The sequence below is a fragment of the Runella limosa DSM 17973 genome (genome assembly GCF_000482465.1).
GTDB lineage: Bacteria > Bacteroidota > Bacteroidia > Cytophagales > Spirosomataceae > Runella > Runella limosa.
Genome location: NZ_KI519427.1, coordinates 195,285 through 209,445 on the forward strand (window position 1 = coordinate 195,285; position 14,161 = coordinate 209,445).

A 14,161-nucleotide genomic window follows, 5' to 3' on the forward strand; every position below is an offset into this window, starting at 1 on the left:
GGAGAATAACTATCGTCGCCAGTCTTTCAACGACGGAATCTTGGTATCTTCATTCACCGAAATTCCCTCGGGAATGAGCTGAACATTAATGATTTGGGAAGTATTGGAGGGCAACGTTAATTCAAAACCCACCAGCGTCGTGCCAGGGTTGGGGACATCGTAATCGTGCGTCGGTTGCGTTGACCACGTTTTGAGGGTCACGCTGGCGGGTTCCATGACCCTGAGCTGCACTCGTTTCCCGTTTTGGAACAACTCGGCGCTACCGTTGGCACCTATTCGTACCTCCGCAGGGGTCAGCATGGCCCAGCGCACCACTGTTGGTTTGTCAGAAGTCGTAATTTCGTCTTTTACCACCACGTATTTTTGGTCGATAATCGCCAGCCCACGCTTGGCTATTGCTACCGCATTTCGATACACCGATGTCATATCCGTAGTAGCACTCAAAAACACGGGGCGTTGGGTGAAACTGGTGATTCGGGCGTAGCCATCTACAAGTTGAAAACCATTGTCGAAGGCCAAGGTGCTGTGAGCTAGGTTGTTGTAGCGATATACCTGCCAGCGTTCGGCTTCTTGCTCGCGCCCCCAGAGTTTTACGCCTTTGGATTCGAGCGATTCATATTCTTGCATGCCAAAGTCCATGCTCCAGCGGTCGCCCAAGGCATCCATTACAAACGACCCAATGTCCATGTGTGCGTGGTTGACCGACGGAGAACCCGCTTTTAGCCCCACGTAAATCGCATTGGGGTCGGTCCATGAAGTCCGCATGAGCGCGACGGGATTTTTGCCTTGACCCACCCACGCCAACGCACTTGGCGCAGGAGCAGCGCTGATTTTTAGGCTTTTACCCCAAATCAACGCCGTAGGAAGGATACGGTCTTTGGTAACTGAAGCCGACATGTTTTCAAACGCTTTTTTCTGTAAAAACAACAAGGAAGCGTCGTTGGTACGTTCGGCAAACCAGCACAAAGTGGGGTTAATTCCGCCCGAGCCGCTTCCTGCATCGGAATAGTTGAAGGTTTTGCCCGATGTGCCCACCATCTGCTGCACATAACTGCCCGTATTCAAAAAACCACGCCCTCGCGACAACCCAAATTCGCTGCCCAAAGCGCGGTTGATGGCGCTCAAAAACAGTACGTTAAAGCTCGTTCCGTAGCCCCAATAGCTGTAGCCTTCGGGGTAGGCACCGTCGGGGTTGTAGTCTTCCATGGGGAGTTTGATGGATTCGATGGCGCGGTCGATGATTTGTTTAGCGAGCTCAGGTTTGTCTTCAAAAATCGCCAATGCGCCGTACGTCATCCCCGCGTTGCACACTTGGTTCCAGTTGTGCGATGCTTTCAGCCAGCTGTTGTACTTGGGGTCTAACGACGGTTCAATGCCTTTTTTCAAAATGGCTTCCCGCAAAATGGGCAAGGAGCTTTTTTGGAGGTCGTGGTACAGCCAATCGTACCCAATCGCCACGGCCATGGTCATTTCGCCTACGTCCAAAAAATGCGAAGGATTCCAGTCCGAAAACTGCGCTACGGTCAGGAGTTCAGTTTCAGCCCGCTTTAGGTAAGCAGGTTTTTGGGTGGTACGATAAGCGTACGACAAATAAAAAATACGACGCAATGCCTCCCGCGATTTGTCCAGCAACCGCCGTCCAATCTGTATCCGTTGCAAAGGCTCAAGGGCAATCATGTTATCGCACTCGGCCACAATGACTTGGTGGAGTTTTGCCCACGATTTATCCGAAGAAATGTTTTTTAAAATTTCCTTTTCTTCCCCTTTCAGCAGCATGATTCGCGGGTGAGCGGCGACGTTGGTGCTGGTTGACAGGTGTTTTAGCTGTGCTTGGAGGGTGAAATGCAGGCACAAAACGCCCAAAAAGCTGAGTAGAAATGATGTTTTTTTCATGAATGGATAACGACAAATAGCGAAGCCGCGTGGCTTCTTACACGATTAAATACACGGAGGGCAAAGTTACGACTAATAACCAAGGATTTTGCTGGTTATTCTTGGTTTGTCGTTGTTGGGGAGGTGTGAGGAGGGTTGCTCACAACCCGATCTTTGTCGGACTGTGAATCGGGTTGCTCACAACCCGAGCCTTTTCTAAAGTGTTAAAGTTGTCACGCCGAGGAATGTTTTGTCACCTCGACGAAGGCTTTGTCACCTCGACGAAGGCTTTGTCATCTCGACGAAGGCTTTGTCATCTCGACGAAGGAGAGATCAAAAAACGTTTTGGTAGGTTAAATCCTAGTCATTCCGTAAAAGGCTAGAAGCCTTTCGATAGTTATCAGGAGGCGAAGCCTCGCGCTATCGGGGGAGCTGCCCTTTTTTGTCTGCCATTTTGTTTTCGCTTGTCAATGCCGCTTATTCATTCAATTATTTTCCAATATCCTGTTTTATCACTACCAATACGTTCTATTGTTCCGTTGTTTCTAAGTTCTTTGATTTTTCGTCTTACAGTGCTTAAACTCATCTTCAAACGCTCACTTATTTCGTTAGCCGTTATTTTGTTGTCTTGCTTAATCAATGAAAATACAGTGTCATTTACAGTGTCAATTTGTGGTTTTACAGTGTCATTTACAGTGTCAAATAGGATGTGCATTTCACGGTTTTTGAGCGAATAATTTCCTTTGAGCAATAAGTTTGAAAGAAAACGAATTAGAAACTTTTCTGTTGTGTAAATCCTCTTTGATAGGTCTTCGTAGTTGGCTCTTACCTTAGTTATTATGCACAGTTTTCCTATTTTCACTCGTTTCAATTAGTTCAAAAATTAACTCAATCAATGTATTCATGTCACTTTCAATGGTTCCTTTCATATATCGTTCGTAAACACTTTTATTGTCTGGTGGGTTGAGATTTAAGGTCAAGCCTTTTTCTAAAGCTAATAATCTTAAGAATTCTCTTTGGGTTCTTCCATTTCCTTCTCTGAATGGGTGTAAATAGTTGACGTTATCTATGATTTCTGCCAATTTATCGGCTAAGTGTTTTTTGTTGCCTTTTGGAGTTTTCTTAAACTCGGCAACTAACTGGTCAATGTATCTAAAGGCGTTGTCAAAGTGTGAAGTAGGAAAAAACTGTTTGCCGCCTTTGCTAATTTCAACTGTCCGCTTCTTTCCTGCCCAAACGTATATGTCCTGAAATAAATGTCTATGAATTTCAAACAGGCTATCAATACCCTTGATTTTAATTGGGTTTTCGTAGAGTTCTTTAAGCCTTTTCGTTACCGCACCACTCTCAACAAAGAGCAATACATCGGGGTCGGTAATGTCTTGTAAATTCCTTAAAAGTCCTGTCTTAGGGTCAGTGTAGGTGAAGTCAGGGTCTATGTATTTATAAGAGTTAGACATAGGCTTTTTGTTTGGCAAATGCGACAAGTTCTGTGAGTGATATTTTGCCTGTCACATAGTCCCTTATAATTTCAACTCCTTTTGGAGTAGGCTTAAATCCTTCAAACATATTACTTCCCAAAGCGTTTGCAGTGCTTTCTAAGGTTTTTAAGTCCGAAAACTTAACTCCCATTATTGTCAGGTTGCTTCTGTCTATTTCAATTGTGTTGAACATATTTTTAATCTTAAATTCTTTATCAAATTTATAAAATATTTAGGCTAAATCGCTTGTTTTCTGTCGTTTTTAGAGCCCAAAACTGACAATACACCATCCCGAACGCTTTTGGGGTTGAGGCAAGGTAGAATGTCCAATTAACCACTTGTTAACGACTGGGCGGTATTCTGCAACTCCATAACAAAAGCAAAAAGTTTTGGTGAGCACTCACCGCTAGGCTAGCTGCCCGCCCGATTTTCGTTTAATCCCGAAGGCTTTCGGGAGCTTTATAGCTGGGCTTTCAGTTGCGATGAATGCTTAGTTATTAGGTGCTGCCGTTCTTGCTATCAGTGCCAGTCAAGTGTCTCAGGAGAAAATGTAAATGTGTCCGAGGTAATGGTGTGTCCATCGAAGCAAAAAAAAACCTTGGTCTTTTGAAATGCTTACTGATGATTTTGTCATAGAGCGTTTACGTGATTGTTTGGCCTATTTAGCTTTGATGATTCCTGTTTCAATATTCTTAGGTTTTTGTCATTCAAGGCTATGTTTATTGTTGCTGGGATGAATGTGGTATCCATGACAGTACTTTGTATTTGGGTTTTTTGGGCGAAGTTTTCCGAATAAACCTTTCTACTTTGTGAATATTGAGTAAGTCAATTCTTAGTTGATTGCTTAATCGTGTGTTGATATCGTTAATTTTTTTCTTGTCTCTAACTGCAATTTGTTTTAGATACTCATCTGGGTTTTCATGGCTTTGGGCTTCACTTTCTATGTTATGAACATAAATGTTTAGTTCTGTAAATAAATCTCCCATTGTTTGGTCAAGCCAAAAAGATTCGATGAAAGTTTCCATCAGAGTCATTTGAAAATCGTTTAGATATTTTAATCCATTGGCAAATACAAAAGGCACAATTTTTCCATTGTCGCTGATATAAAGTTTAAATTGGTAACTAATGCCTACCATTTTCTCGTATGACTGAATTCGTTTTTTTGCTATTTCCTCGTATGTTTTAAGTTTGTAGTTTTTAGATGCTAAATACCAATTTACAGTAGAAGTAATAATTGAAGCTAAAATTGCTCCTAAAAATGAACTTGTTAATAAAAGTGTCAGTATTCTCCAATTGTCTTTTAGTAAGTCGTCCATGTAGTTTCTTCTTTGTATTTTGCTTTATACGGTTGCCGATAACGAGCAGGGCTTTGCGACGGGCGGGTTTCAAAGCACAAATGCCCAAGTTATTACTAAAGTTCATTAAAAGCACAAAGCTCCAAGTTTTCACGTCAGCCCGCCTGACGCAAAACCCGTGTTGAACAAAAGCTTCGGTAGCTATATTTTGCCAAAATGGTTAATTTTAAGGCCAATTTAAACTTAAAATTTATCATGACAAAAAGAAGTGTCATGGGCTTAAAAATAATACGCTAGTCGGATAAGCAGCTATAAAAACAGGATAGTAGGTGAAAAATCTGCTCTTGGCATAGTTTCTTGCTCAATGATAACTCTACAAGTGTTTGGTGAGCACTTACCGCCACCTAAGCTTTCGTTCAAGACTAGGCGTCCCTCATCTCTTTTATGGCTTGGCCTTCGGCCATCACGAATGCTTAGTTATTGGCGGTAGTTTTTCTTTCTGTTAAAGCTGTTTACTTTTTAAATAGTTCATTCTTTCTTTATTGAAGTCTTGTCCAAAATCACTTCTGTCAATGTATTCTTTATACAGTTTTTGATTAAGTTCAAATAAAAAACTTGTCAAGTAACTAATGCTATTCATTTGATTTAAATTACTTGAAACATTCGTATCTAAATTTGTTAGTTCTTTTAAGTAGTTTGAGTTAATCTCCTTTAATGTTAAGTATGGAATACTACTCTCAAGGTCTAAAATTGAGGAGTCTCCATTATAGTTAAGTTTATTACGCAAATTTGAAGGATATTCCGATTTAAATTTTGTAAAATGATTCAGTAGTAAGTTATAAATTACAACTTCATTAGGGTCAGATGCATTAACAAACTCTCTAAGTGTTAATTCCATTTGCAACCAAGTCGATTTATGAACACTGTCTCCTTTATGACTTAAAGCTATAACAATGTTTCCGTATGAATTAATTTCTTTAACTGAAAAATAATAGTTTCCGATGTCAACAGAAATTGGGTCTGAATATAGAGCAATAGAAAAATCTTCTAAACGCTTAGATTGCTCTCTATTTAAGAAAATAAATCCTTTGTCAATAAAGCGGAATAGACAAGTAGCATTGAAGAAAGTAAAATAGTAGAGGGTAATAAATGACCAAGAAGCGGAAACACTGTTTTGTTTTTTAAAGTCAGAATATTGAACGAAGACTTTATTCATAAACAATTCAATGTCGCAATGAATAGCTTTGTAATAATCTTCTTTTGTGAGTTCAATCTCAAAAGCCTTTCCACTCAGTTTGTTCAGTGATAATAACTTGTTTGTAAATATGTCCTTTAGAGACCAAAATTCATATTTTGTTCTTTTTACTCCGAAACTTATTCGTGGCAATAAATGATTGTTTCTTATATTTAGAAAGTTCTTGCCGAATAGCTCCATAAAAATTAGAATAAATTCTCACTATTAAAATTATTGTAGCGTTTGTCATATTCATTTAGCTCTTTACGCATATCAGAAACGACCTTAGAATACGCGGCATTACTTGTACCTGTGTATGAATCAAAAGGCAATTTTGATATTGGGTCAAGCGAGTTAATTAATGACTCTACCTTTAGGTCACTATAGTTTTTAAGCGTTTTGTCAATTACATCGTGAAATACTGTAAATAATGCTCTAAATAAATTTGAGTTAGTCAATTTTGCCTTTTCCGACTTACTTTTTTTGAATACAATTTCAGCTGCTTCGAGATAGTTCTTTACCCCTTTAAAAACTGTTTCGGAATCTTTATCTTGAAAGAAGCCACTATCGTATAATTCGCTTGTCGCTTGATTAAATGATACTCTAGTAATTTTACCAACTTGACTCTTAGCTGGCGACATTAAACCTGCTAATACGCTGTCTTTATTTAGTCTATCAAAAAGTTGCCGTTGTTTATCTTCTTTTTTCGTCTCTTTGCCTGAAAGGTTTTTAATATCAAGTAATAGAGTTGTTGGAACGCCTTTTTGTGTAGTATTTATGTCTATGAACAAGTTTACTTCTTGAGTTGTATTAAGCTTGTTAAATATAATGACCGGAATTAAATACTTTTTATTAGCCTTTAGAAGTCCAAAAAGCCGATGCTGTCCGTCTAACACCATAAAACTATTTGGATTTGTTACAAAAGATATTTCACTTTTATTTGCGTCAAAAGTGAATTTTGCATTGTCTTGGGCACTTAAAATTAGTGCAGAAGGAATTGTTCCATTCAGTTCATCCAAATATTTAGCAATGTCTTTTGCTCTTGTTTCATTTAAAGTTCTTTGAAACCCTTGCTGCGAGTCTTCGTCTCTTCTAGATACAAAGCAAACCGACTTTAATACGTCGTTAGGTAATATTGTTACAAAAAAAGTCTTGTCATTTTGTATGCATTCTAGTGTCTTAAATCTTACTGTTTCCATTCGATAAATGTAAATATTATTGTTGTTTGTCTGTCGTTTTACAATTACTGCCAACGTGAGGCGGCTTTGCACAGTTACCCTTGTGTTGCGCCTGCGGCAAGGGTAACTGTGCAAAACCGCTGTTACATGAAGTTGGACTGGTAGAAAGGTGGCCTAAAATGTCTTCCAAATGGGCTCACTGCTAGCCCCAGTCCAATTGCATCGTAACTTTCAAATATGCGAAAATTTTGCAGTAATACTCGTATTTATTTTAACTATACCAATACTTCATTCCACTTTAAATGTCGTACTTTCAGTATTGTAAACATTCATCATCCCAGTAAAAATCTCCAAAAATCACCCACTTGACAGCAAAAACACCACCAAGCACAGTGTTCAGCTCAAAACTAATTAAAAGATACAGAGAGAGAAAAAGCAAATGCGTATGCCGTTTTGTAAATATATCCCAAAGATTAGTTGATTTCAAAACTAACTGCCTAAATTCTGAAATTTTTTTTTTAAATGGGGTGTGGGCCTCTCCTTCGTCGAGGTGACAAAGGGTTTGTTGAGGTGACAAAGCCTTCGTCGCAGTGACAAAGGGTTTGTTGAGGTGGCAAATTTTATTCTTTGGATGCTGTGCCGAGTAGCAACGGAAGCATAAACGCGTTTCGTCCTTCGCTTTTTACGGAGGGGAGGAGGGTTAAGTACGCAGGTTGGTGGTATTTTTGGGAGGCCAGCGTAAAAATAGCCGCGCGGTGTTCGTACGATTTGGGTTTGATTTGCTCGTATGTCCACGCTTTTTGCCCTTCCACATAAGGTACCAAAAAATCAACGCACTTCCGAATCCCCTTCCCGTCGGGCGTTTCGTACTTCCAAAGGTCGATGCGGAGGTGTTCGGCCAACCGAGCCAAGGTCATAAACCCCCATAAATTCATGTTGGTGTAGTTCCACGACAAGGTTCTTGCCAACTCGTGCGGTTGGCTGCCGTCGGGTTTCCATTGGCTTGCCATGCGTTCTTTGGTCACGGTAAGCTGCTTTTCGGCCACATCGCGGCGGTCACACGCCAAGGCAAGGGCGACAAGCTGCACGTCGTAATACGTCCCGTGGTTGTTGTGTTCGTCGGCTTCGTCTTTGCCCAAGTCGCTGGTCATCAGCCATTCCATGTACGACGAAAACCATTTTTTGAGCTCCTGCCGAGCGGCTACGTCCCAATGTTTGGAGCCCGCCAACAAGGCCGACGCATCGCAGACTTTGCCCAGTTCGCGGGTTTCGATGATGCCAATGCCGCGCCCGTTGTTTATGCCAGGAATCCCCTGTCCGTACTTCAAATGCGGATTCATGCGGGTTTCAGGGTTCAAAAACCATGTTTTGAGCAGTTTTGTCGCAAATTCGGCGTATTTCTCCTCCCCCGAATAAAAATACGCCAACCCCAACAACTCCGACTCCGCCATGAGTTTATCAAAATGGTCGTGGTCGGTAATGCCATTGATTTCGGGATTTCGGTCCCCGTCGCGGCGAATGTAGGGCTTCCCATCCGCTTTTGTGGGGTCGGGCCACCAATATGGCGCCTGCGACATATAGTCGTGTTTATCGCCACTCGGAGGCAACGGGATTTTGTCCATCACCGAATACACCTTGTTGTTTTTCACCAATCGGTCGGCTTCTTGCACCAACTGCCCATAGGCGGTGGTTAAAGCGGGGTTTCCTGCCTTGAGTAATTGCTGGTTATGGGTCAATATTTTGGCGTCCATCAAGAGGGTTGCAGGCATTTTTTGTCCTCGAACGACGGAGTAAAGGGTGACCAACAGGAGGATGAAAACAAGGCGATTGGGCATCATAGGAATGGAGTTAATTGGCATACATACCATAAAAAGCCGCAGATGGGTTTAAAATACCTTCTTAATGGTATTTTTGATAACCGACGAATATCCCCTAATTTTAGCGCCGAATCCTAAACATCATTCCATGATTTCTATTTCCAAATTTAAGGTGGCGCTGGTCGTGCTTGCTGCCGTCGTATCCAACATTGCTCTTGCACAAACCCCCAAAAAGACCTCAGGAAATCCCATTTTTGATGGCTGGTATGCCGACCCCGAAGCAGTTATTTTGGGAAAAGAGTACTGGATTTTTCCAACTTTTTCGGCCAAATACAAAGACCAAGTGTTTTTGGACGCGTTTTCGTCAAAGGACTTGGTTAACTGGGAAAAACATCCGCGTATCATCGACACCTCGGCTGTAAAGTGGGCCAAAATGGCGATGTGGGCACCTTGTATCGTGCCAAAAGACAACAAATACTTTTTGTTTTTTGCCGCCAACGACATTCAGAGTTCGGAACGCAAAGGGTTTGGAGCCAACAACCCCGATAAAGACGATAAAATCGGCGGGATTGGCATTGGGGTAGCGTCGCGTCCCGAAGGGCCGTACAAAGATTATTTGGGCAAACCGCTCATCAATCAGTTTTACAACAAAGCGCAGCCCATCGACCAAGCTGTATTTAAAGACAAAGATGGGCAATATTACATCATTTATGGGGGCTGGGGGCGTTGCAATATCGCCAAGTTAAAAGACGATTTTACGGGACTTGTGCCGCTCGAAAACGGCGAAATGGTGAAAGAAATTACGCCCAAAGGTTACGTAGAAGGGCCAATTATGTTTATTCGGAACGGGAAATATTACCTGATGTGGTCGGAAGGAGGCTGGACCAACGGCACCTACAAAGTAGCGTACGGCGTAGCGGATTCGGTTTGGGGACCATTTGAGAAAAAATCAACGATTTTGGTGGCCGACGAAAAAGTAGCAACGGGCGCAGGGCACCACTCGGTGATTAATATTCCTAAAACCGATGATTGGTACATCGTTTACCACCGCCGCCCTATTCCCAATAAAGACCGCGATCACCGCGTTGTGTGCATCGACCACATGTATTTCAACGAAGATGGCAGCATCAAAGACGTAAAAATGACGTTTGAAGGAGTGGAAAAACGGAAGTTGAAGAAATGATGGTTAATTAAAAATTAGGAGTAATTAAGGAGTTGCGCATAAATTTTAGTGCATTAGTAATTTATTTTGCTTCGGCGAAGCAAAACCTTTGTAGAATAAGAAATCCGTCCATAAAGTTTGAATCCTTTTGCTTCGGACAGGGCCGCCTGTGCGGAAGCATAACAAAGCAATAGGTTATGCTTCCGCTCGGGCGGCCCCGTCCGAAGCAAAAATTAAAAAATATTCTTCTGCTACTACAAATGTTGCGCCTCTACCGAGGCTACTTTGAATTACCCTAGAACCTTTTTTAACTATTTAATTAGGAGTTAGGTGCCGTCTGATCCTAATTCCTAATTTCAAATCTCCCCCTTTTCACTCCTTATAAAAGACCCTTTTGACGCGTTCACTAATCCCCGTTAGGATTTCGTACGAAATGGTGCCGATTTGGTCAGAAAGATTGTAAATGGGAAGTTCTGGCCCAAAAATAATGACTTCATCGCCTTCTTCTACTTGTACGCCCGTACTGTCCACCATCGTCATGTCCATGCAGACGTTACCAACCACGGGGCACAAAGCCCCATTGATAAGCACTTTGCCAACGCCTTTGCTAAAACGGCGGTCGTAGCCGTCGGCGTAGCCAATTGCAATCGTGGCAATAGAGGAGGCTTTTTCCAATACGCCAGTTCGGCTGTAACCGATGGTTTCGCCTGCGGGCAAATGTTTTACCTGTGATACTACCGTTTTAAATCTTCCAATTTGTTGTAATAAACGCTGCTCTTGACGATTGACCTCCACGCCATACAGTCCAATTCCTAGCCGAACCATGTCAAGTTTATAATCAGGAAAACGCACAATCCCCGCCGAATTGAGAATATGACGCAGGGGACGGTAACCCAGCGCGGCCTCAAGCTGTGCAGCACCTGCTACAAAACGCTCGTATTGCAGACGTGAAAAATCGTTGTGAATGGCCTCATCTGCCCCCACCAAATGACTGAAAATAGATGCGACTTTTAAGGTAGGATACTGGGCCAACCGCTCGATAAGGCGGGGCAAGTCGGCTTCGGTAAAGCCAAGACGGTGCATTCCCGTGTCGAGTTTGAGGTGAATAGGTAAGGGGGCGGCGGCAGGTTTTTCGGTGATAAATTCGAGCCATTCGGCCAAAATTTTGTGGCTGTAAATTTCGGGCTCTAGTTGAAATTCCAATAACTTATCGAAGGTCGAAAGCGACGGATTCATGACCATAATGGGAAGCTCAATCCCGTTTTGGCGAAGCGTGACGCCTTCGTCGGTGTAGGCCACCGCAAGGTAGTCAACGCGGTGAAACTGTAGTAGTTGGGCTACTTCGGCGCTCCCACTTCCGTACGCAAAAGCCTTCACCATGACCATGATACGGGTGTCGTTGCCAACCCGATTACGGTAAAAGTTGAGGTTGTGGGTAAGGGCATCGAGGTTGATTTCTAGCACCGTACCGTGAACGCGCTGCTGTAGGCGGTTTACAATCCGCTCAAACTGAAAAGGGCGAGCGCCTTTGATAAGTACAATCGCGTCGTTAAAAGCATTGGTATCTAAGCTACCCAAAAACTCCGAAGTACTAGGGTAAAATTCGGCTGGGATGCTGATGAGGTGCGCATTACGGGCAAACGCATCGCCAATCGCAACGAGTTTTTCTACCCCTTTTTGTTGCAAAAGGGTATTGATTTGGGTGTACAACTCCTCTTCTTTTTGTCCCGTTTGAAGCAAGTCAGATAGAATCGCGCATTTGTGCGGGCGTTGTTCTTGTTGGCTTAGAAAATTAAGGGCAATGCTCAGGCCAACGAGGTCGTTGTTGTAGGTATCATCAATCAAATAACATTCATTGATGCCTTCCTTGAGCTCAAGACGCATCGAAATGGGGCGTAAACGGGAAATCCGCTGACGGATTTCGCCCGAAGGAACGCCCATTTGAAGCATCAAAATCAAGCAATGAACCAGGTTTTCGACCGAGGCATCGTCGGTAAATGGCACAGCGAAGAGCTGGTCGTCAAATTTGCTGACCTCCGATTTCATGACAATATACGTCTGAGTAGCATCTTTGTGCCAATCTACTTTGACGGTACAGGTCTCCGAAGTTCCCCAACTTATTAATTCACAATTGGGGTTAACGGGTTTGAGTATCAGTCTTATTTCTTCGTCAATATCGGCATAATCAGCCCGATAAATCAGTTGCTGACTTTGGGTAAACAGCCGAAGTTTTTCCGTTGCTTTTTGTTTTCGACTGCGGAAGCCTTCGTCGTGAGCGGAGCCAATATTGGTAAAAATTCCGATGGTGGGGCGAATGATTTCTTGCAAAGCCTTCATCTCGTGCGACTGCGAAATACCCGCCTCAAAAATGCCAAGCGTATGGGTATCATTGAGTTGCCAAACCGAAAGCGGAACGCCAATTTGTGAATTATAGCTTTTAGGGCTTTTGGCAATCCGAAAATCGTTACTCATCAATTGGCTTAACCATTCTTTGACAATGGTTTTTCCGTTGCTTCCCGTAATGCCAACCACGGGAATCTCAAACTGGGCGCGGTGGCGTTTGGCGAGTTCTTGAAGGGCTTTGATGCTATTGTCAACTTCCCAGATTTGGGCATCTTCAAAACTTTCTAATTGGTCGGTAAGCGCATCGGTGAGTGCTTTTTTCTCAACTACAAACTGCCGTACGCCTTTTTGGTACAAATCACCGAGGTAGTGATGACCATCGTGGTGTTGCCCTTTGATGGCAAAAAAGAGCGTCTGATTCGGAAACACCAATTGACGGCTATCGGTCAGCAAGTACGTTGCTGAGGTTTCAATGGGTGTATGTAAGAACGTGGTGGTTGTCATTTTCAATAAAAAAAGTAATGCGCCAAAATTAACGTTTCTCTGAATCACCTTTTTGATTATCTTTCGAATAAATTACACTTTACCCAATGTCGCCCGAAAATTATCTATCTAGCAAGGACGCTACTTTGGCGTCTATCATTGAAGCTACGCCTACTTTTAAAAAAACGGATTGGAACAAAGACTTATACTTGGCACTCTTGGAAAGCATTGTTTCTCAGCAGATTTCGGTCAAAGCTGCGGATTCGATTTTTGCCCGTTTTAGGGCGTTATTCCCTGACGAGTATCCGCATCCCGAGCTGCTTTTAGCCCAAACTGACGAAGCGCTACGAAGTGCAGGGCTGTCGTTTCAGAAAATCAATTATCTCCGCAATGTGGCTACGTTTTCGCTCGAAAAAGGCATGGATTACGCACATTTGGATACGTTGACGGACGACGAAATCGTTGATTATTTGATTCCGATCAAAGGCGTTGGGCGTTGGACAGTCGAAATGTTGCTGATGTTTGTGATGAATCGCCCCGATGTTTTTCCCGTGGATGATTTGGTGATACGTCAAAAAATGGTGAAAGCGTATCAACTGACCGAAACAGGCCGACCGTTGTACAAACAATTGCACGAAATTGCCGAACATTGGCGCCCGCATCGCACCATGGCCTGTCGCTATTTGTGGCGCTGGCAGCCAAACGAGAAATAGTTTGGTCTGTTTTTTGAAGGAAAATTAATAAAGAAAAACTCATCGAAACTATGGAGGTAAAAATCTTGACCAGTAGTCAATATTTCAAACTTTTGATGTTGATTTATGGAGTCATGCTGTTGGGACAGGTGGGAACGGGAGCGGTCTTCTTTTTTTTAAGAAGTACCCAAGAAGAGGTGATGCAAAACAACGCTGCATTGGGTGAAATTTTCCAATATTTGATACCAATTTTGATTTTAATGCCTTTTTTGGGGTGGTTTTTGTCAAAAAGTACGTTGAAAAAATTGAAAGAAAATGACCCACTTTCTGATAAACTTCGCACGTATCAAAGTACCATTCTGGTAAAATATGCTTTTTTTGAAGGAGCCTCTTTGTTTTCGCTGATTGCTTATTTTTTGACGGGAAAAAACATGTATTTGGGCATTGCAGCGGGGTTGGTGTTGTTCTTTTTGAGTCAAATCCCAACGCCCAAGCGCTTGTCTGCGGAAGTCCCCTTGTCGCTCATCGACGAATCGAAATTGAACGACCCAGACGCCGAAGTGGCCGAAGTGCCACTGAAGGATTGAGGATTTGTTTGTATTTT

At 42.7% G+C, this 14,161-nt stretch carries 12 protein-coding genes; 3 read left to right on the forward strand and 9 right to left on the reverse strand.

Annotated elements, in window-relative coordinates:
- Window positions 1-9: 9 nt before the first annotated feature.
- From K339_RS0127065 to K339_RS35000, 8 genes are all read right to left on the reverse strand, one after another.
- Window positions 10-1,893: a heparinase II/III domain-containing protein gene (locus K339_RS0127065; RefSeq protein ID WP_028526396.1), complete on the reverse strand. Its 1,884-nt coding sequence runs from the start codon at window positions 1,891-1,893 to the stop codon at window positions 10-12.
- 460 nt (window positions 1,894-2,353) lie between these two features.
- Window positions 2,354-2,734 carry a winged helix-turn-helix transcriptional regulator gene (locus K339_RS37955; protein WP_028526397.1) on the reverse strand — a complete coding sequence of 127 codons (381 nt, stop codon included), beginning with the start codon at window positions 2,732-2,734 and terminating at the stop codon, window positions 2,354-2,356.
- Window positions 2,703-3,332 carry a Fic/DOC family protein gene (locus K339_RS0127075; protein WP_028526398.1) on the reverse strand — a complete coding sequence of 210 codons (630 nt, stop codon included), beginning with the start codon at window positions 3,330-3,332 and terminating at the stop codon, window positions 2,703-2,705. Before K339_RS0127075 ends, K339_RS37955 begins: the two co-directional genes overlap by 32 nt.
- Window positions 3,325-3,546, reverse strand: coding sequence for an antitoxin VbhA family protein (locus K339_RS0127080; protein WP_028526399.1), 222 nt, complete (start codon window positions 3,544-3,546; stop codon window positions 3,325-3,327). Before K339_RS0127080 ends, K339_RS0127075 begins: the two co-directional genes overlap by 8 nt.
- Before the next feature lie 526 nt (window positions 3,547-4,072).
- Entirely contained in the window at window positions 4,073-4,669 is a 597-nt protein-coding gene (locus tag K339_RS0127085; protein WP_028526400.1) for a hypothetical protein, read from the reverse strand.
- A gap of 481 nt (window positions 4,670-5,150) precedes the next feature.
- Window positions 5,151-6,083 carry a hypothetical protein gene (locus K339_RS0127090; RefSeq protein WP_028526401.1) on the reverse strand — a complete coding sequence of 311 codons (933 nt, stop codon included), beginning with the start codon at window positions 6,081-6,083 and terminating at the stop codon, window positions 5,151-5,153.
- 5 nt (window positions 6,084-6,088) lie between these two features.
- Window positions 6,089-7,081: a DGQHR domain-containing protein gene (locus tag K339_RS36275; protein ID WP_051398283.1), complete on the reverse strand. Its 993-nt coding sequence runs from the start codon at window positions 7,079-7,081 to the stop codon at window positions 6,089-6,091.
- Between the two features lie 599 nt (window positions 7,082-7,680).
- Window positions 7,681-8,829 carry an alginate lyase family protein gene (locus K339_RS35000; protein WP_169731903.1) on the reverse strand — a complete coding sequence of 383 codons (1,149 nt, stop codon included), beginning with the start codon at window positions 8,827-8,829 and terminating at the stop codon, window positions 7,681-7,683.
- A gap of 196 nt (window positions 8,830-9,025) precedes the next feature.
- Between K339_RS35000 and K339_RS0127110 the strand changes: the two genes are divergently transcribed.
- Window positions 9,026-10,060, forward strand: a complete 1,035-nt coding sequence (locus K339_RS0127110) for a glycoside hydrolase family 43 protein (protein ID WP_028526403.1) — start codon at window positions 9,026-9,028, stop codon at window positions 10,058-10,060.
- 351 nt (window positions 10,061-10,411) lie between these two features.
- Here the strand turns inward: K339_RS0127110 and K339_RS0127115 are convergent, their stop codons facing one another.
- Window positions 10,412-12,886: a bifunctional UDP-N-acetylmuramoyl-tripeptide:D-alanyl-D-alanine ligase/alanine racemase gene (locus tag K339_RS0127115; protein WP_037301998.1), complete on the reverse strand. Its 2,475-nt coding sequence runs from the start codon at window positions 12,884-12,886 to the stop codon at window positions 10,412-10,414.
- Window positions 12,887-12,972: 86 nt separating this feature from the next.
- Here K339_RS0127115 and K339_RS0127120 point away from each other — a divergent pair, with 86 nt between their 5' ends.
- Window positions 12,973-13,578: a DNA-3-methyladenine glycosylase family protein gene (locus K339_RS0127120; protein WP_037301999.1), complete on the forward strand. Its 606-nt coding sequence runs from the start codon at window positions 12,973-12,975 to the stop codon at window positions 13,576-13,578.
- 50 nt (window positions 13,579-13,628) lie between these two features.
- Window positions 13,629-14,144 carry a hypothetical protein gene (locus tag K339_RS0127125; RefSeq protein ID WP_028526406.1) on the forward strand — a complete coding sequence of 172 codons (516 nt, stop codon included), beginning with the start codon at window positions 13,629-13,631 and terminating at the stop codon, window positions 14,142-14,144.
- Window positions 14,145-14,161: the final 17 nt, after the last annotated feature.